Source organism: Nonomuraea rhodomycinica (assembly GCF_013363995.1).
Lineage (GTDB): Bacteria > Actinomycetota > Actinomycetes > Streptosporangiales > Streptosporangiaceae > Nonomuraea > Nonomuraea rhodomycinica.
The window spans coordinates 281,170-299,062 of record NZ_JABWGO010000010.1 but is presented as its reverse complement, the minus strand read 5'-3'; the positions used below and the strand labels follow the sequence as shown (position 1 = coordinate 299,062).

The following is a 17,893-nucleotide window of genomic DNA, read 5'->3' as shown; positions in this document are numbered from 1 at the left end:
TGTCTGGTGCACGGCTTGAACTCGTAGAGGTTGTCCCTTGCGCCCATTTGTCGAGCCATAAGGTCGCGACTGCCCCCGCCCGCCCCATCAGCACTACATCAAAACGGCCCGTCACGAACCGGGGCACACCGTCGGGCTCAACCACTACGCTGCCCTCGCATCCCCGCCCGCACCTCCAGGCGAGTTCGGCCAGCCGCACGACTGCATGATGAGCGGCGACGTCGACAGGATGCCCGACCCGACCGGCTCGTGGATCTGGCAATACAACGACCACCACACCAACCACATCAACGCCTGGTGGTCGTGACGATGCGAGGAGAACCCCACGTGAGCAAGCACCTCGCCGCTGCCCTTGCCTTGGCGGCCGCCCTGACCGCGTGCGGCACCACCACGTCGGCGCAAACCGCGCGGCCAAGCACCGCCCCTGCCGCGGCCGCCGAGCAGAAGGGCTCGCTCGATACGTCCCCGCTGCGCGTCGCGGCGGCGGACTTCCAGGCCGCCGAATCTCCCGAGGCTCTCGCCGCCGGACGACCCATCGTGGCCGCCGGTGTCATCGACGGCTGGCAGCAGGGACCGATCCTGGAGAGCTACCCCAACGGCCCCCTTGACTACCGAATCGTCCTGCGCGTCCGCATCACCGAACCACTCAAGGGCGTCGCCGGCCGGGCCTCGATCGCGAACGGCCTCATACACATCGCCCTCGATCAAGGGCCCGTCATACGCGACGACGCGCTCCCGGCCGACCAGTGGAAGCCCGAAAAGGATGTCCAGGACTTCGCCACCGCGATGCCGCCCGGCACCCGTGTCCTGGTGTTCCCCCGAGAGATGCCCGAGGGCGCACTTGGCAAGGTGCGCGATGCGGGTGCCGCGCTTCCGCCACGGGCGAAGCTGATGTCCGTGCCGCCTCAGGGCATCGTGCTGGAGGACCCCGCCCTCAAGGCCCGCGCCATCGACGGCCAGACCGCACTCGTCGGCGGCAGGGAGCCTCTCAACGTCGGCGGCTCCGCCTGGAGCGAACCGAAGAACATGGACGAACTCGTGGCCAGGCTGAAGCAGCGGGGGTTCGACGAATGACTCAGCTCCCGCCCAGTCGCCTGACTCGCTGAGGCGACACTGACGATCTGATGGACTGGCTTCCTCTCGCCCCAGCAGCGAGAGGAAGCACGACCATATGGCACACCCCCGACGTCGCCGCGGCGCTCCCGCCGTACAGCGGCCTGGAGCCCCTCTGCCCGAAGTGCGGATGGATCGGCGCCACCCTCCAGCACCGGCCGGTCGCGCGGCCCGCCCCGTCTTGCCGTGTAAACCCGACCAGCTCGTGGACGCGACCAGGCCGAAACGACTCGCCCGGCATCGCACCCCGCCATGCTGCGGCTACCACTGGGACGAGGACCACTGGAGGCGCCCCCGATGGCCGCCACGGCGCCGGACGACGCTGCCGAGAGACTGGCGAGCGGTCGTAATGGCCGTCCCCGAGACCCCTGACGCTGCGGACGCCGTGCCGGCCTGGCTGGAGAAGATCGCCGACAACCTCCCGGACGGCCCACGGTCCGGTTCTCCTCCGGTGCTCGTCCGCGACGCGCACGTACCCGCGCATGCGGGGATGGTCCCGTGGCCTGACTGCCAACGCGGCCACGGCCTGGCGCTCCCCGCGCACGTGGGACGGCCACGCGGGTATGGCCCTCGGGGCGACGGTTTACAGCGCGTGTCCGTTCCTGTCCGTCAAGGCCTCGGACCTGCGGCGCCACCTTGCTCGGCCACCATAGCCAGCAAGATCATTAACGCACAGTGCACGAGCCCTCGGCCCCTCCGCACCATCTCCGTGCGGCTTTCGCTCAGCTCGCATCCACAATGGACCCATGCGAGGACCGTGGGTGCATGTTGGCCAACTCTGGACAAACGGCGATCCGTTTCTCGCTGTCGACGCTTCGCTGCGCGACGCATGGCGTGGATTCAGCGACAACCAATACGACGACATCGTGGATCTCGGCCCGGAGGACACCAGCATCCCGGTCGGAGCCGGCTGGGCAGCCCTCGTCGGCGCCGACGGAGTCGTCCGTGATGACAGCTGGATGGAGGTCTTCCAGGCAGAGGACGGCGGCATCGGCATCGTGCAGGCATCGGGGCCCGACTACCCGCGTGTGCTGACCGAGGCCCTCCGCCACCCGGACACCGACGATGAAGACGGTGACCCACTCGTCGTGCGCAGCGGGAAGCTCGCCTTGTTCAGCGCCGCATGCGACGGCACCGGAGCACACTCGCAACCCCTGGCGCCTGCCCGACCAGGACCGGTGCCGCCGGCACACGGACGACCACCACACGGGGACGATCCAGGCCTTCTGATATCGACGATGTACACAACGTTCGCGTTCAAGGTGCGCTGGTACACCCGGCTGGACGACGAGAGCTGTTTCGCCCGGTGGCTGCTGACCCCTGCACGACCCGTGTGATCAGTAAGTGCTCAAGCGATCGCCACCGTCGTCGCCGAGACAGCGCCATCGGCTGCAGAAGGAGCATCAGATGATCGCTTTCGACGGGACCTTCTACCACATCACGGATCCGAAGTTCGAGATGACGATCCCGGCATGGCAGGGATATGAAGCCGACACCGCCGACGAGGCCGACGCGACGATCACTTTCCGCGATGGCTTACGCCGATATGCGACCTTCATGACCCTGGATGTCGTCGAGCACAACATGGACAAGAATGCGCGCACCGGCGAGTTTCATGCTTACGAGACGCCGGGTTCGAGGGTATGGCGGCCGCGATTCGTGATCTGATCTCGTCTGGAGACATCGAGGCAGCATGCGGCCTGCTCGACCCTCGTGCCGATGGCGAGGCGAATTGAACGCCCCGACCTCGCGGAGAGCGGCGCGAGCGAGGGAATCGAACCCGTGCCGTCAGCTTGGGAACTGCAGAGATCTTTCCATTAGGGGCGTTGACTCGGGGCTGGGGCGGGTCGTGGGTGACCGTGGTTGAACCCTCGTCACCGCCCTTGATGACACGCCAATGGCACAACGATCAGCCCGCGACCTGGCATTTCTCGCGCGTCGCGCACACGCCGGCCGCCTAATCATCCCGTCCGCAGTCGACCCGTTCGAAGGGAATGTGGCCTCGCCGCTCGCCAAGCGGCCGTACGACCTGCGGCACGCGGCCGTGTCCCTGTGGCTCAATGCGGGCGTCCCGGCGCCGGATGTGGCCGAGCGTGCGGGGCATGGGACGCCCTCCTGCGTGTCTACGCCAAGTGCATCGACGGCCAGCAGGAGATCGCCAACAAGCGGATAGGCGACGCCCTCGCCGCATGACCAAGTACTCACCACACCCAGAGCCCCGGCCCACCACCGGGGCTTTTCTCTTGGCCACGTATTGGCCGAATCGGGCCGCCGACCTGCGGGGACGCACCCAAGATCCTTGCACGCATATTGGTGGACCAACGACAACCGCCCGCTCACGGCGGCATGACCCCTGAAACGCAGAAGAGGCCCCGAAGGGCCTCTGACCTGCTGGTACTGCTGGTGGCAGGTGCAAGGTTCGAACTTGCGGTCGGCTGAGCCGACGGTTTTACAGCGGGCCAACGTTCCTGACAGCATCAGGCCTTGACCTCGGACGAGACTCTCGCCCTTCCCCTACTAGGGAAGACCATCCCGCATATATCCCGCGGGGCAAGCAGGCGCTCCATCTACTCCTTCTCCACCGACTGCGTCGGGCGCACCTCAGTCTCTTTCTGCAGTTCTTGGTGGCGCAGTACCGTCGTCAGGTTGTTACGGCCGGTCAACGTCTCCGGACGCTCTTCGCCCAGCACTCGGCGCCGCATCTCCAGTACCGCTCGATGCTCGGCCTCCGCCTCCTCCAACCAGCCCCGCTCACCCAACACCCCTGCCAGGTTGCTACGGCTGGTCAACGTGGACGGGTGCTCCTCGCCCAGCACCCGGCGGCAAACCTCCAGCACCGCCCGAAGCTCGGCCTCCGCCTCCTCCAACCAGCCCCGCTCACCCAACACCCCCGCCAGGTTGCTACGGCTGATCAACGTGGACGGGTGCTCCTCGCCCAGCACCCTGCGGCAAACCTCCAGTACCGCTCGATGCTCGGCCTCCGCCTCCTCCAACCGGCCCAGCTTGTGCAGCACGCCCGCCAGGTTGTTGCGGCTGATCAACGTGGACGGGTGCTCCTCGCCCAGCACCCGGCGCCGCATCTCCAGTACCGCTCGATGCTCGGCCTCCGCCTCCTCCAACCAGCCCTGCTCATCCAACACCCCTGCCAGGTTGCTACGGCTGATCAACGTGGACGGGTGCTCCTCGCCCAGCACCCGGCGGCAAACCTCCAGCACCGCCCGAAGCTCGGCCTCCGCCTCCTCCAACCAGCCCCGCTCACCCAACACCCCTGCCAGGTTGTTACGGCTGGTCAACGTGGACGGGTGCTCCTCGCCCAGCACCCTACGCCGCATCTCCAGCACCGCTCGAAACTCGGCCTCCGCCTCCTCCAACCAGCCCCGCTCACCCAACACGAGCGCCAGGTTGCTACGGCTGATCAACGTGGACGGGTGCTCCTCGCCCAGCACCCGGCGGCAAACCTCCAACTCTGCCCGATGCTCGGCCTCGGACTCCTGCAACCGGCCGAGTGCGCGCAGCATGAGCGCCAGGTTGTTACGGCTGGTCAACGTGTCCGGGTGCTCCTCGCCCAGCACCCGGCGCCGCATCTCCAGCACCGCTCGATGCTCGGCCTCGGACTCCTGCAACCGGCCGAGTGCGCGCAGCACGCCCGCCAGGTTGCTACGGCTGGTCAACGTGTCCGGGTGCTCCTCGCCCAGCACCCGGCGCCGCATCTCCAGCACCGCTCGATGCTCGGCCTCGGACTCCTGCAACCGGCCCAGCTCATCCAGCACGAGCGCCAGGTTGTTACGGCTGGTCAACGTGATCGGGGCATCGTTGCCATGCGTCTGCTGATGGAGGGGATAAGCCATGCGGTAGGCCTGTTCCGCCAATGGATAGCGGCCTTGGCGGTAGGTCGTCAGCCCGATCTGGTCAGCGTCCTCAGGGTTGCCAACATGCGCCAGCATGACCTCGATCACGGACGTGGCCACCTGCGCGAGCGGGCCGTCAGCTTGCTGCTGGACGTCGACCAGATAATCGAACACGTCCACGCCGTCATCAGCAGCGCCGGACACGAGCGAGAGCAGAGCAGTGGTGGCCCGCCGGGGCTGGGTGGCCCAGTCCCAGGCCTCCTGCATGGATTCCGGTTGTAGGCGGTGCCCGCCTCTGGAGTCCAGGTAGGCGGTATGCAGCTCGGCGAGCAAGGTGCGCGGCAGAGGGCTGGTGTAGCCAGCGCGGCGGCAGTCGATGGCGGCGGCCACGAGCGCCGCCCCGCGCGGATTGACCCCGACGTCCCAGGCATCCGCAAACAACCGCTGCAATTCTGGCCCTGAGGCAAGGTACTCGGCGATTCCGCACTCATCCGCGTGCTCCAGCGCCGAGGAGATCCGCGCATCCCACTCTCGTGCCTGGGCGCGTTCCAGTTCGGTCCGACTGAAGATCCTCGGCAGCCTGATGGCATACGCCTGTTCCAGCGCCTCTCGGATCTGGCGCCCCGCTGCCCGCATGGCATCATCTGGATCTGCCGCAGGGCTCGTGAGCCGCGCCTGCTCCGCACTGCGGAGCGTGGCCACGATCACACGATGACCACTCCCGCCTGTGATCCGCGCGATCTGCTCGCGGGTCAGCCCGCCAGGGCCGAGGTAATGTTCCAGGTCCGACAGCCACAACACCACTCGCTGCACCCGCACGCACGATTCGATCGCGGCCGGGAGCGCAGCACGATCGTGCGGGGCGACCAGCACATGATCGGGCAGCGTGGCTCGGACCGCCTCATAAGCGGTGCGCGACTTGCCCGCGGTCGAATCACCGACCAACAACACGAACCCACCACCCGCCAGCGCCTCCCGCACCTCGTCGTCCACATCACGGGGAACATAGGCCGGCGGCTCGGTATCGGGGCTGCCTGGCAGGCTGATCGCCGGATGCACCCCCAACTGCAACGGGTCCGTCACATCAGACACGCGAGGCAGCCGTCCACTGGGCAACACCAAGGCGCCGTCCTGAAGTTTCAGCGTCACCTCGTCCTGACGGGCCACCGTCCGCTTGTAGCGCTCCTGCACCAGCCCGGACACCACCGTCGCGACCGCGACGACCACTGCCGCAGCCCCAAGGATCCATGGAACGGTCACCTTGAAGGCCACCAGCACCCCGGACACGGCCCCGGCTGCCGCCAAGCCAATCACAACGATCAGCAACCGCCGCTCCTGCCACCGGACACCGAACATGCTCCCCACCCTCTCGACTCCGGTGCTCGGAGAGTGACACAGCACATCCTCGAACGACCAGCGAATCCCGTCCGTTGTCACGCAACCGACACCGTGAGCAGATGTCTGGACGTACTCCTCAGTTCGGCAGCGGGGCGTACCCATATGCTCGGTGAGCCGTGCTGAGGAACGAAGCACGGATCGTCGATCGCCCCCAAGTATGTACGGCGTCCAGCCACGCAGTGGCGATCGTAGGGCTGTGTTTGTGCGGCGGCGCGGCAACCCGGGTCGGCGCGTTCGATTAGTACGGCGGGGCCGGCGTGCCGTGCCCGGCCCGGTGTCCCGCCGCCGTCCGGGACCGGCCCCCAGGCCGCACGCCCGGACGGCGGGCGGGCGGAGGGACGGGAGTACGGCGGCGCGCCGCGCCGCCGCTTGATACCTATAGGAACAATTCGGCAGTGGTTATCGGCCGATAATGTCTTGTCTTGCTTGATGGTCGACTCTCTGGCCTCGCTTGATGCTTGGCACCTTGATCATCCTTATGTCGCTCGTGTCGTTATCGGCACTCCGGGGGAGGCTGGACCCTGTCGGACGATGAGGTCGTCCCAGTGCTGGCACGTCGACATGATCGATCTGCCGACTCGACGGTTGTGTCCCGGTCAGCGGGTGGCTGCCCGTCGTGGGGTGCAACTGACGAGGCGACGAACCTTGCCGTTGTGCCCTGCCACACATGGCGATGCCATCCCATGCTAAGTGTCGGAGTCCTCTTGTACCCTGCTGTCGTGTCTGATTCACGACCTGCTATCCCTCGACCGATGGAGCGCATGATCCTCGTCGAAGCTGGGCATCGGTGCGCCATCCCCACTTGTCGAGCAACTCCGGTGGAGATCGCTCACATTGACCCTTGGGCCAAGGTTCTGGAGCATAAGCCCGAGAATCTTATTGCCCTTTGCCCCACATGCCACACGCGATACGACCGGGGTGAGATCGATAGACAGTCGATGTTGACTTACAAGCGACAGCTCCAACGACTCCAGGCGCGATCGGCCGAAAAAAGCGTCGCCCAACCCAGTACCTCTTCACGCCCAACCTCACCGCCTGCCTCGCCTTCAATCCAGACAGCGCCAGTTATAGACGCGGACCCTTTTCCAAAGACAAACATCTATTTTGGCGACTATGAACTTGTATGGCCTCCCCACCTTTTTGTCGACGAGGCGACAAATATTATCCGCGGAAGCCAGCGCATACGTGACAATTTTGCTGCGGTGGAGCGCCTACTTGGAGAGGCGTTTAGAGATTCTAATGTCGTTCAAGATTTCAACGCACTGAGCAATGGCATGCTATTTGGGGTGCCCAACTCCTCTAAGATAACTCCAGATGAATTTATTCAGGAACTCATAGCGCGGGCTTACGACATTCCTATCCAGAGCTCCCCGCGCGCATATTGGAAGCGAGCTCAAAACGGCACTATCAAAGCGTTGTATCGTGACTTGACAAAGGCTCGCAAAGATTTCTCTGCACTGATCAGCAACTTCGAAGAGAATGGCTATCTGGATCAGGCATTTCCTAGGGATTGCGTGGACGACCATGCAAGGGATTTCGTTGACCCTGCAATAGAGATAGAGAGAAGACTTGGCGTTTCTGGCGCCTGGCCATTGAATCCTCAGACCTGGGATGAAGACACCTTTCTTGGGCTTGTAGAGGTATTTCACGACTTGGTCTCAAGACCTCGTGAGGCTTGGTATCACGATTTTGCCAACTGTGGGATGCACTACTCCAGTTTTGCCACAGAATCTGGAAGGAAGTTGTATCGCTGGCACGTCAACCGAATCTTCGAAGGGGCAAACCTTCCGTATAGGATTTCCGAGTCTGGCGAGTATGTCGGACGCATTGTGGGGTAAGTTTGGGCTATCGATCGGCTTGCGTGCGCTACTAGATCGTTTGGCGTTCCTCATAACTCTTGAGGTTGCCGCGGTTTTCTCATGCTGAATCACGGACAGTGTTAGCTGTGATCAGCCAATGAACTCCAGCGAATGAGGCTTGCCGCCGGGGCGCGTCGTGCGGACCGCCGCAAGCGGCCCGTCAATGGAGTAGTGAAGCTTCATGGGTACGTAGTCCCCGGCGCGTAAGACAGCTACTTCAGATCTGCGTTAGAAGCCATGTACTGCGAGTGGCCTAGACGGTAGTTTCGCGGTGTGGCTGATGACGCTGAGCTGACGCGCTGGGTGGTACACGGGGAACGGCTGATCTACGACAACCGGTGGATCCGGCTCGGCATGGCCGATGTGGAGATCCCTGGCGGGGAGCGCTTCGAGCACCATGTGGTGCACTTGGACCGGGCCGCTATCGCTGTCGTCGTCGACGAGCAGGATCGGGTCCTGCTGATGTGGCGGCATCGGTTCGTGTTCGACCGGTGGGGATGGGAGCTTCCTGGTGGGCTGGTCGAGGCCGGCGAGGACCCGATAGCCACGGCAGTCCGCGAGGTCGAAGAGGAGACCGGGTATCGGGCGAAGCAGGTAGAGCACCTGGTGAGCTATCAGCCGATGGCCGGTATGGTCGACTCCGAGCACATCCTGTTCCTGATGCGCGGGGCTGAGCTGGTCGGCAAGCCGGAGGGCGAGGTGGAGGCCGATCGGATCGAGTGGGTTCCGATGGCGGAGATCCCGGACATGATCGCCCGCGGGGACATCTGGACGTCGGGAACATTGATCGGCCTGCTTCAGGCTCAGCAGCGGCTCAACGGCCAAGGGCGCGGTTGACCGCCCGCGACAGTTCATCGATGCGGCGCCGCTGACGGCGGGAGCCGGTCATGGTGGCCAGTTGCTTGGCGCGATGGATATGGGGTTGGGCGGCTTCGGGGTCGCCGGCGGCGAGGAGGGCATGTCCGAGGTCGCACCGGACGCCTGCTTCGGCGCGGTTGTAGGTGCCGTCCATTCCGGCAAGTGAGGAGCGGAGGTCCTCGACGGTGCCGGGGTCGCCGAAGCGGAGCAGGCAGCTTCCGCGCCAGCGGGCGAAGTGGTGGACGTTGATGGACAGGTAGGGCATGTCCGCGTCGCCGTCGCCTTCCGGCAATACGGCGGCGGCCTGGTCGAGGGCGCGACGACATGCGGTCTCGTCTCCGAGGATGGCCGCGGCTTCGCCCTCGGCTGCGGCGAGCCATGTGCGCAAGCGGGCGGGGACGTGGTCTCGGTGCGTGGCGTGGATGTACTGGAGTAGTTCGGCTGCCTCCGCTGGGCGGCCCATGTCCATGAGGACGTACGCCTGCTCGCCGGAGACATAGGCCAGCACGGCGGCGTCCTCGGCTTCCCGCGCGGCGGCTTTGGCGGCTTCGTAGTGGTTCCATGCGTCGTTGAGGGCCACGGTGTTGATGGCCTGCCAGCCGGCCAACGAAGCTGTTTCGGCAAGTAGGTGGGCGAGCTGGGCGCGGATGCGTGGGCGTACCGCGTGGCGGTGGGCTCGTTCGATCTGGGCCATCTGGGCGCGCATCTTGTCGGCGATGGCGACGCTTCCCAGTCGGCGGTCCTGGAGGCGGAGGTTGTTGGTGTCCGTCCGCAGGATCATCACCATGGTGTCGTCGACGGCTGCGGCGGCCTCCAGGCGGGCGGCGAGTTCGTCGGTCTGCTCCTGGTGCTCGTCGTCGAGGTCGCCTGTTGGGGATGCGATGTCGAGTGGGGCCAGGCCGAGGAGCATGCGGGCGTGGTCGGGGAGGCCGAGTCCGGTGGCGATGCGTTCGAAGACGGCCAGTTCTTCGATGGGGCCGGCGCTTCCATTGAAGATCTTGTTGACGCGAGGCTGCGCTATTTCGGTCGCTGTTGCGATGCGAACCTGACTGATACCGCCGTATTTTGCGACGAGCCGGAATAGTCCAGCGATGTCGCGGTTTTTCAGGCTTTCTCGCATGTCGTCGCGGTCCCAAACCGATGGCGGTAGCTTGATCGGCTCGAAAGCACTCGCGCGCATGCGGTCCTCCGGAACTCGGCTCCGTGATGGTGCATTGCCGTGCCGGGGACTCTATATGCCTCGGTGGTATATCGCCGCTGGATATGTATAAACGGTTGGTCCATTCATGCTCTGCCGCATGACAACTCCGGTCAGGTGTGAAGAATGCGACGGGCGCGGATGGAAGATCGTCACGCGGCGCGGGCATGTGGCGGCGTCGAAGCTGGGCGTCGCCTCCTCCTCCACCGTTGAGTGCCTCTTCTGCGATGGAGCCGAGTGCGGCGCCCCCGCCGGCGGCGAGGTGTTCGAGTGGGAAGTACGGATCCAGTCCGGCGGTAGTGAGGCACTCGGGTCGTGCGGGTCGAGCCCGTTCCAGGCGACGGCGATGGACGAGCTGCGCAAGGCGATGCGCGGCGTGGCTGGGGACGCTGCGGTGTGCGGGCGCATCGTCCACAGCGTCTACGGGCTCGGGGGTACGGCTGACGGCGAGAGCCGTCACGAGATCTTCCGTGCGTACCTGGACACGGCCGGCTCGGTCAGGTTCGAGCGGGTGGCCGAATGAGTGCGGCGAAATTCGTCTCGATTCATCCGGGGCATTCGGCTGAGCTTCTTCGGCAGGCGCTGGCTGTCAAAGGGGTCACTGCTGACGTTCACGACGGGTACGGGCTCGCGCTCGTATCGGTCTGGGTCGGTCTGGTGGTGTGGTGCGACGGTGCCCATTTCTGGTGGCGAACCGGGTGGAATGCCGGGCGGCGTCGTGTCATCTATGCGTGGCATCCCGCGATCGACCCGGTGCGGGCCGCTCACCGCGTCGCCATGCGTTATGCGGATTTGCGATCCACGCATTCCGCGACAGGGCCGCTGGCTGAGTTTCTGCGCGAGACCGAGCATGAGCGATGACGAGGTCGCCTTCTGGGGGTGCGGGGTGGAGAGCATCCGGCGGAACTCCGTCCTGGTACAGCATGCGGTGCGTACGGACGGTATGACCGCATGGTGCGGGGTGACGGTGCAGCCGGTGTTGATCGACGAATGGCATGTGCCGTTCGTCCCGGACGGCTCGACATCCTGCAAGGAATGTGCGCGGCGGTACAGGCAAGCCTTCAGGTGGAGACGGAAGTTTGCCTTTCAAGAGCCCTGACAGGTCACTTCTTAGCCAGTACTGTACTTGTGCGGACGAGCGCAAGAGTGAACGGACGGCCAAGATGAGCATGGACTTCGCCCCGCCGAAGTACGCCCAGGTCATGCGGGCGATCCAGGAGCGTATCGAGTCGGGCGAGTACGCGCCCGGCGACATGCTGCCGTCCGAGACACAGTTGGTTCGTGAGCTGGGCGTGGGCCGTACGACTGTGGTGCGGGCTCTTCAGACCTTGGCCATGCAGGGCTGGATCGAGCGTGAACACGGGCGCGGCTCGTTCGTGAAGGGGCGTCCCGAGAGCGGGGCCGATCGCGTTCGGCCGAGCTTGACTGCGACCGAGCAGGGCGAGAGTCCGGAGAGCCTTGTAGAGGTGGCGCGCGTGTCGGCGCCTCGGTTCGTGGCGAAGCTCCTCGGGGTCGCCGAGCGTACGCCAGTGATCATGCGTAGGCGGGTGGCTCGTGAAGGAGATCTCCCGTCGGCGGTGGAGACGGTGTGGGTTCCGCTGGAGATCGCGGTGGGTTCCGACCTGGACAAGCCGGAACCGCTGCGCAGCGGCATCCGCCGGCATCTCCAGGCGGTCAAGCATCTGCGCTTCGACCACATCACCGAGCGCGTCACCGCTCGTAAGCCGACCAAAGAAGAGGTCGAGCTGCTCGGCTCATCCAACCCGGTGCTCGGCGTGCTGGCCACCGTGCACGATCCAGCCGGGACAGTGCTGCTCGCCATGAGTCTGGCCCTGCCGGGCACTCCGCATGAGCTTGAGGATGTCTACAAGGTGAGCTAACTCTTACCAAGCCATTCCGGCTCAGCCACTTGTGCGGACGAGTGGCCGTTGCCTACTCTCAACTCATGCGGACAAGTGGACGAGCGAACGAAGGGCTCTCCGCCGCAGTAGAGAGGAACCTCATGGCAATCCAGGGACCCATCCCGATCAGCTTCGAGCAGGTCTTCCCGCACGGCTGCTACCTCGTCGGCAACGTCGAGCAGGTCAAGGACTTCGACGCCTCCACCAACGGCCGAACCGTCTACGCCAAGGACAAGACGACCGGCGAGCCGGTCTGGCAGGTCCCGGTCATGGACGGTGACCCCACCGTGAAGGCGTCCCAGAAGACGGTCGCGGTCAAGCTCCTGTCCTCGACCGAACCCATCGCCCCGCCGAGCGTGGCCGGCGTGCCCATTACGCCCGTCGAGTTCGTCGGGATGACCATCACGCCGTACGTGTCTCAGGCCGGTCGACTGGCCTACTCCATCCGCGCCACGGGGATGCGTCCGCCGCGCGCCAAGCAGGCTCCGGTCGGTAAGGAGACGGCGGCGTGAGCCTCGAACCGTACACCTACGTCACGCTGTCGATGCCGTCGGCGGACAGGCCGCACGTCGCTGTTTCCTTCTACAACCACGAGGCGAATGCTCGCGCCGGTGTGATCGACGAGCGCCGCCCGTACCTGGCCGTCAGCACCCCGGAGGCCAACGTCTCCATCTCCACCACGGGCGGCGGGTCGGTGACCAACGCCGACCTGGCCCTCGCGCGCAACATCTACGCCGCCGCCGCTCAGTACCTGGCCGACTGCGAGCGCCTGCACACCCAGCAGCCGGCCACCGGCAAGGCCACCGACCAGACGGCGGCCTGACACGTAAGGCGGGGCCGCCAGAAGCGCCAACTTCCGGCGGCCCCTCGGTTCTCCCCTGACTCCACATCACGAGAGGTTCCAAGCTTATGTTCAAGCGGCTGCCTGGTGATGAGGCGCGCAACCTCGTCACCACTACGCCCGACACGGCCATCGTCTTCCGCCCGGCCGTCGTCCAGACTCCCGCCATCCTGGCCCTGATCATCTTTGCCTGGCGCGTCCTCACCGGATGCGTGCGGCTGCTGTGGCGGCACCCCGTTGCCGTGCTCCTCGCCCTGACGCCCGTCGTCCTCACGCAGGTGTACGGCTGGCGTACCGCGCTGCTTCTGCTCACTCCGGTCCCTACGGGGATGCTCGCCTGGGCCCTCACCGACCGACACGGCTTCGTCCGCCTGATCGGGCTACGGGTGCTGGCCTGGTGGCGGCTCGTCTGGGTGTACCGGCGGCACTGGCAATCGGTCATGGTCGTCTCAGGACTTGGCCGGCACCTGTGGGGCCGTGACTACCTGCCCAAGCTCGGCAAGGTCACCTGCACCGCATGGGCCGACCTGGTCACCGTGCGCATGCTCAAGGGCCAGTCGGTCAAGGACTGGGCCGACCGCCTCGACCACCTCGCACAGGGCTTCGGCGCTGCCTCCTGCCGTGTGGCAGTCATCCGGGGCGGTCGGCTCCAGCTCACCTTCCCGCGTACCGACCCGCTGGCCGTGCCGCTCGATGCTCTGCCACTGCCCGACGTCCCGACCGTGGGGCCGATCGAGGTGGGCAAGCAGGAGGACGGGCGGCCGTGGCGGCTCAAGGTGCACGGCACTCACGTCCTGGTCGCGGGCGCCACCGGGGCTGGCAAGGGCTCGATCATCTGGTCCACGATCCGCGGGCTGCTCCCGGCCGTGCGGGCGGGCCTGGTCGAGATCTGGGCGCTCGATCCCAAGCTGATGGAGCTGTCGTACGGGCGCGCCTTGTTCGGTGAGCGATACGCCGCCGCACCGGATGAGTGCGCCGACCTGCTCGATCAGGCCGTGACCGTGATGCAGGAGCGTGCCGCCCGGTTCGCCGGTGTGCTGCGTTCCCACACTCCAACTGCGGAGGACCCGTTCGTCCTGGTGGTCGTCGACGAGGTGGCGTTCTTGACCGCCTACCAGGCCGACCGGCAGCTCAAGCAGCGCATCTCCGCCGCGCTGGCCACGATCACCACCCAGGGCCGCGCGGTCGGCATCAGCGTCATGGCCGCCCTCCAGGACCCGCGCAAGGAGGTCATGAACATCCGCAACCTGTTCCCCGACAAGATCGCCCTGCGGCTGGACGAGTCCGAGCAGGTGGACATGGTCCTCGGCGACGGCGCTCGCGACCGTGGCGCCCTGGCCGACCACATCTCACCCGTCCCGGAACGGGGCGCCGGCATCGGCTACGTCCGCCTGGAAACCTCACCCGACCCGGTCCGGGTTCGCGCCGCATACGTCTCCGACACCGACATCCGCGACATGGCCGCCACCTTCACCACCGCCGGAAGGGACGCCGCCTGATGAAGGTCTGCTTCCACGGCACCGCCGAAGAACTCGATCGCGTCTCGGGCCGCCGCCTCATGATCCTGCTCACCTTCCGCGACCTGCCCCGGCTGCGCGTCTTCGCGCTGCTCCACCCCCGCACGCTCAAGCACCCGTACAACGGTCTGTTCCGGCTCTGCGCCGACTTGGCCGAAGACGAGGGAGGTGTCCATGGCTGAATTGCCTCGCGCCGTACGGCAGGCGATGCCGCTGGCCCGTGAGGTTGCCGTGGAGGTCGCCAAGCAGTACGGCGTGTGCATCCGGCCCGTACCGCTCAAGCGCCTGGACGTTGACACCGGCCGCTGGGAAGTCGTGGACGTCCCCTGCGGAGCCACCCTCGACGCCAAGTGCCCGTCCTGTGCCAAGCGCAACCGGCAGCTCCGCATGGCCCAGTGCCGCGAAGGCTGGCACCTCGACCATGAGCCGACCATCACCCCGAACGACCCGAACGACGAACAGCGGTGGCTGGTCGAGTTCCGCGCCGATCTCCAAGCCCGCCGCGACCAGGCCGCCGCCCTCGGCGAAGACACCGCCGACTGGGACGCCGCCGTCAAGGGCGTGGACGCTGAGATCAACGAGGCGGGCATGCGTGGCAACGTCCTCGGCCGGACCGTCCCCAAGCGCACCCGCTCGACGAGGCGACGGCAGGACGCCCCGAACCTGCCCAAGCGGAGGATGTCGCCGACCACGCTCGGGCGGACCTTCACCAGCTCGGACGGCAAGGTCTATCGCCCCTCGCTCTTCGTCACCCTGACCCTTCCGTCCTACGGCAAGGTGCGCGATGGCGTCCCGGTCGATCCCGAGACTTACGACTACGCGCGAGCCGCTCGCGACGCTCTGCACTTCGCCAAGCTCGTGGACCGGTTCGTGCAGAACCTCCGCCGCGTCGCCGGATATGACGTGCAGTACTTCGCCACCGTCGAACCACAGAAGCGTTTCGCCCCGCACCTGCACATGGCCATCCGCGGCACTCTCCCACGCGCGGAGGTCAAGCAGATCGCGGCGGCCACCTACCACCAGGTGTGGTGGCCACCGGTCGACAAGGTCGTCTTCGACGGTGACCACTTCCCCGTCTGGCAGGACGACACGGGCTACCTCGACCCGGCCACCGGCGAAGTCCTGCCCACATGGGACCAGGCCCTCGACCAGCTCGACGCCGACGAGGACGCCGAACCACTGGCTGTGCTGCGCTTCGGCGACCAGGTCGACGTCAAGGGGGTGCTCGCCGGCACTCCGGACGCCGACCAGTGCATCCGCTACCTGTCGAAGTACCTGACCAAGAGCCTCGGCGACAGTCTCGACGCAGGCGATCGGGCTCAGCGCGAGCACGCGGCACGCATGGTCGAGGCGCTGCACTACGAACCCTGCTCGCCGCGCTGTCCCAACTGGCTCCGGTACGGCGTCCAGCCCAAGGACGCCAAGCCCGGAATGGCTCCCGGCCAGTGCCGGAGCAAGGCCCACAAGCCCGACCACCTCGGCTACGCGGGCCGCCGCGTCCTGGTCTCCCGGAAGTGGTCGAACAAGACCCTCGCCGAACACAAGCAAGACCGCCGCGCCTGGGTTCTGCAAGCCCTCGGCCAGCCCAACGAGCCGACCGACCCACACCGCTACATCTGGAAGCCCGTCCCGGCCGGCGACGCCAACGTGTCGCCGCTCGCCGTACGCCTCCTGCGATCGGTCGCCGAACGCCAACGCTGGCGAGCCCACATGGCCCAACTCCAAGCCCAAGCAGGCGGCCAAGATCTTCCGGCAACTGAGGAGGCGGCGGCGTGAAGCGAGACGAGCTCCTGACCGTTGCCCAGGTCCTCGACGAACTCGGCGGAGTCTCCCGCCGCACCTTCTACCGCTGGCGCGAGATCGGCAAGGCCCCGCGGGGCATCCGCCTGCCCAACGGCGAACTCCGCATCTACCGCAGCGACCTCGACGCCTGGCTCGAATCCCTCCGGAGTGCAGCATGACGACCTCGTACGACGTGAAGTTCTGGGAGATCCGGCGGAACAAGTCCAGCAAGTCACCCTCCTACGAGGTGCGCTGGAAGGTGGGCGGCCGGGAGAAGTCCAAGACCTACAAGACCAAAGCCCTCGGCGAGAGCTTCCTGACCGACCTGCGGCAGGCCGCACGACGGGGAGAGGCGTTCGATCTGGAGACGGGTCTCCCCCAGTCGATGATCAAAGCCAAGGACGCCCGGACGGTCCTCGACTTCGTGAAGGCCTATGTCGAGGCGCGCTGGCCGCACGCGGCTGCCAAGAGCCGTGACAGCATGTCCGACGCCTTGGCGACGGCTCTCCCGGCGTTAACGACGGACAAGGCTGGGCGGCCGGACGCTGTCCTCCTCCGTACGGCTCTACGCCAGTACGTTCTCCTGCCCGAAGACAAGCGACCTGCGATGCCTGCCGACATCGCACGAGCCGTCCGCTGGCTGGAAGCGGCAGCGCTCACCATGGAGGCCCTGAACGAGACTAAGGCCGTCCGCCCGGCCCTGGACGCCCTTACGCTCCGCCTCGACGGCAAGAAGGCCGGCGCCAACACGATCAAGCGGAAGCGCGCCATCCTGCACCACGTCTTCGAGTACGCCGTGGAACTGGAAGAGCTGCCGTCCAACCCGCTGCACCGCATCAAGTGGAAGCTTCCCAAGACCACCGAAACAGTGGACCCCCGAGTCGTGGTCAACCCCTGCCAAGCCCGCGAACTGCTGGTGGCGCTCACCTACGTCGGCAAGCGTCAGCGCGGCGGAAAGGGCCGGGGACAGCGGCTGATGGCCATGTTCGCCTGCATGTACTTCGCCGCACTCCGCCCCGGCGAGGCTGTCAGCCTCCGGGAGCAGGACTGCCACCTCCCGCCGCATGGCTGGGGACGGCTCACCCTCGACGGCTCGCGGCCGGAGGTGAACCGCCGGTGGACCGACACCGGGGACGCTCACGAGCTGCGCGGCCTCAAGCATCGGGGCCAGGATGACATCCGCCGGATCCCGATCCCTCCGGAACTGGTCAAGATCCTTCGGCAACACATCGCGGAGTTCGGCATCGCCCCCGACGGGCGACTGTTCCGCAGTGAGCGTGGTGGCGTGGTCGCCTCGACGGCCTACACCGAGGTCTGGCAGGAAGCCCGCACGCTGGCCCTCACGCCCGCCCAGGTCGCCTCACCGCTCGCCCGGCGACCGTATGACCTCCGGCACGCGGCCGTCTCCCTCTGGCTCAACGGCGGCGTTCCGGCTCCAGAAGTGGCGGCTCGTGCCGGCCACGGGGTGGATGTCCTGCTGCGCGTCTATGCCAAGTGCATCGACGGCCAGGAGGAGATCGTCAACCAGCGGATCGCGGACGTACTCACCGCATGAGATCACGAACGACGCTGCTCGAA

17 protein-coding genes and 1 pseudogene are annotated in these 17,893 nt (G+C 66.3%); 16 read left to right on the top strand and 2 right to left on the bottom strand.

From position 1 onward, the window contains the following. Positions 1–327 precede the first annotated feature (327 nt). The 4 genes and pseudogenes from HT134_RS33395 to HT134_RS46245 all read left to right on the top strand — a co-directional run. Positions 328–1,074: a hypothetical protein gene (locus HT134_RS33395; RefSeq protein WP_175604458.1), complete on the top strand. Its 747-nt coding sequence runs from the start codon at positions 328–330 to the stop codon at positions 1,072–1,074. Positions 1,075–1,859: 785 nt separating this feature from the next. Beyond that, positions 1,860–2,450 carry a hypothetical protein gene (locus HT134_RS33390; RefSeq protein WP_175604457.1) on the top strand — a complete coding sequence of 197 codons (591 nt, stop codon included), beginning with the start codon at positions 1,860–1,862 and terminating at the stop codon, positions 2,448–2,450. 70 nt (positions 2,451–2,520) lie between these two features. After that, positions 2,521–2,781 carry a hypothetical protein gene (locus tag HT134_RS33385; protein WP_175604456.1) on the top strand — a complete coding sequence of 87 codons (261 nt, stop codon included), beginning with the start codon at positions 2,521–2,523 and terminating at the stop codon, positions 2,779–2,781. Positions 2,782–3,109: 328 nt separating this feature from the next. Then, positions 3,110–3,306: pseudogene (locus tag HT134_RS46245) on the top strand (tyrosine-type recombinase/integrase); the annotation flags it as partial. A 374-nt stretch (positions 3,307–3,680) separates the two neighbouring features. Here HT134_RS46245 and HT134_RS33380 read toward each other — a convergent pair. After that, on the bottom strand, positions 3,681–6,317 hold the full coding sequence (locus HT134_RS33380) for a tetratricopeptide repeat protein (protein WP_175604455.1): 2,637 nt from the start codon (positions 6,315–6,317) through the stop codon (positions 3,681–3,683). Positions 6,318–7,111: 794 nt separating this feature from the next. Between HT134_RS33380 and HT134_RS33375 the strand changes: the two genes are divergently transcribed. Both HT134_RS33375 and HT134_RS33370 read left to right on the top strand, forming a co-directional pair. Further along, entirely contained in the window at positions 7,112–8,197 is a 1,086-nt protein-coding gene (locus HT134_RS33375) for an HNH endonuclease signature motif containing protein (protein WP_175604454.1), read from the top strand. 294 nt (positions 8,198–8,491) lie between these two features. Then, positions 8,492–9,055, top strand: coding sequence for an NUDIX hydrolase (locus HT134_RS33370; protein ID WP_175604453.1), 564 nt, complete (start codon positions 8,492–8,494; stop codon positions 9,053–9,055). Here the strand turns inward: HT134_RS33370 and HT134_RS33365 are convergent. Further along, a complete protein-coding gene (locus HT134_RS33365) occupies positions 9,033–10,256 on the bottom strand; it encodes an NsdA family TPR-like regulatory protein (RefSeq protein ID WP_175604452.1) in 1,224 nt (407 codons plus the stop codon). The two genes, HT134_RS33370 and HT134_RS33365, sit on opposite strands and share 23 nt — an antisense overlap. A gap of 118 nt (positions 10,257–10,374) precedes the next feature. On the opposite strand from HT134_RS33365, the gene HT134_RS33360 reads away from it, so the two are divergent. The 10 genes from HT134_RS33360 to HT134_RS33315 all read left to right on the top strand — a co-directional run bounded on the left by HT134_RS33360 (position 10,375) and on the right by HT134_RS33315 (position 17,870). After that, positions 10,375–10,797 (top strand): hypothetical protein, encoded by a 423-nt coding sequence (locus tag HT134_RS33360; RefSeq protein ID WP_175604451.1) that lies wholly within the window; start codon positions 10,375–10,377, stop codon positions 10,795–10,797. Next, entirely contained in the window at positions 10,794–11,135 is a 342-nt protein-coding gene (locus tag HT134_RS33355; RefSeq protein ID WP_175604450.1) for a hypothetical protein, read from the top strand. The genes HT134_RS33360 and HT134_RS33355 overlap by 4 nt, the downstream gene beginning before the upstream one ends. 302 nt (positions 11,136–11,437) lie before the next feature. Beyond that, positions 11,438–12,154 (top strand): GntR family transcriptional regulator, encoded by a 717-nt coding sequence (locus tag HT134_RS33350; RefSeq protein WP_175604449.1) that lies wholly within the window; start codon positions 11,438–11,440, stop codon positions 12,152–12,154. A gap of 122 nt (positions 12,155–12,276) precedes the next feature. Next, positions 12,277–12,687, top strand: a complete 411-nt coding sequence (locus HT134_RS33345; RefSeq protein ID WP_175604448.1) for a plasmid replication, integration and excision activator — start codon at positions 12,277–12,279, stop codon at positions 12,685–12,687. Beyond that, entirely contained in the window at positions 12,684–12,998 is a 315-nt protein-coding gene (locus HT134_RS33340; RefSeq protein WP_175604447.1) for a hypothetical protein, read from the top strand. The genes HT134_RS33345 and HT134_RS33340 overlap by 4 nt, the downstream gene beginning before the upstream one ends. An 86-nt stretch (positions 12,999–13,084) precedes the next feature. Continuing rightward, positions 13,085–14,515: an FtsK/SpoIIIE domain-containing protein gene (locus HT134_RS33335; RefSeq protein WP_175604446.1), complete on the top strand. Its 1,431-nt coding sequence runs from the start codon at positions 13,085–13,087 to the stop codon at positions 14,513–14,515. Beyond that, a complete protein-coding gene (locus HT134_RS33330; RefSeq protein ID WP_175604445.1) occupies positions 14,515–14,715 on the top strand; it encodes a hypothetical protein in 201 nt (66 codons plus the stop codon). The genes HT134_RS33335 and HT134_RS33330 overlap by 1 nt, the downstream gene beginning before the upstream one ends. Beyond that, complete coding sequence (locus HT134_RS33325) at positions 14,708–16,309, top strand: replication initiator (RefSeq protein ID WP_175604444.1); 1,602 nt, start codon at positions 14,708–14,710, stop codon at positions 16,307–16,309. The genes HT134_RS33330 and HT134_RS33325 overlap by 8 nt, the downstream gene beginning before the upstream one ends. Beyond that, a complete protein-coding gene (locus tag HT134_RS33320; RefSeq protein WP_175604443.1) occupies positions 16,306–16,494 on the top strand; it encodes a helix-turn-helix transcriptional regulator in 189 nt (62 codons plus the stop codon). The genes HT134_RS33325 and HT134_RS33320 overlap by 4 nt, the downstream gene beginning before the upstream one ends. Further along, positions 16,491–17,870: a tyrosine-type recombinase/integrase gene (locus HT134_RS33315; protein WP_175604442.1), complete on the top strand. Its 1,380-nt coding sequence runs from the start codon at positions 16,491–16,493 to the stop codon at positions 17,868–17,870. The genes HT134_RS33320 and HT134_RS33315 overlap by 4 nt, the downstream gene beginning before the upstream one ends. The last annotated feature ends 23 nt before the right edge of the window (positions 17,871–17,893 follow it).

Bases quoted from the DNA above. Each gene is read 5' to 3' on its own strand.
- HT134_RS33385 (WP_175604456.1), top strand. From the start codon at position 2,521: ATGATCGCTTTCGACGGGACCTTCTACCACATCACGGATCCGAAGTTC.
- HT134_RS33375 (WP_175604454.1), top strand. From the start codon at position 7,112: ATGGAGCGCATGATCCTCGTCGAAGCTGGGCATCGGTGCGCCATCCCC.
- HT134_RS33390 (WP_175604457.1), top strand. From the start codon at position 1,860: ATGCGAGGACCGTGGGTGCATGTTGGCCAACTCTGGACAAACGGCGAT.
- HT134_RS33335 (WP_175604446.1), top strand. From the start codon at position 13,085: ATGTTCAAGCGGCTGCCTGGTGATGAGGCGCGCAACCTCGTCACCACT.
- HT134_RS33315 (WP_175604442.1), top strand. From the start codon at position 16,491: ATGACGACCTCGTACGACGTGAAGTTCTGGGAGATCCGGCGGAACAAG.
- HT134_RS33350 (WP_175604449.1), top strand. From the start codon at position 11,438: ATGAGCATGGACTTCGCCCCGCCGAAGTACGCCCAGGTCATGCGGGCG.
- HT134_RS33365 (WP_175604452.1), bottom strand. From the start codon at position 10,256: ATGCGCGCGAGTGCTTTCGAGCCGATCAAGCTACCGCCATCGGTTTGG.
- HT134_RS33345 (WP_175604448.1), top strand. From the start codon at position 12,277: ATGGCAATCCAGGGACCCATCCCGATCAGCTTCGAGCAGGTCTTCCCG.
- HT134_RS33325 (WP_175604444.1), top strand. From the start codon at position 14,708: ATGGCTGAATTGCCTCGCGCCGTACGGCAGGCGATGCCGCTGGCCCGT.
- HT134_RS33355 (WP_175604450.1), top strand. From the start codon at position 10,794: ATGAGTGCGGCGAAATTCGTCTCGATTCATCCGGGGCATTCGGCTGAG.
- HT134_RS33380 (WP_175604455.1), bottom strand. From the start codon at position 6,317: ATGTTCGGTGTCCGGTGGCAGGAGCGGCGGTTGCTGATCGTTGTGATT.
- HT134_RS33330 (WP_175604445.1), top strand. From the start codon at position 14,515: ATGAAGGTCTGCTTCCACGGCACCGCCGAAGAACTCGATCGCGTCTCG.
- HT134_RS33360 (WP_175604451.1), top strand. From the start codon at position 10,375: ATGACAACTCCGGTCAGGTGTGAAGAATGCGACGGGCGCGGATGGAAG.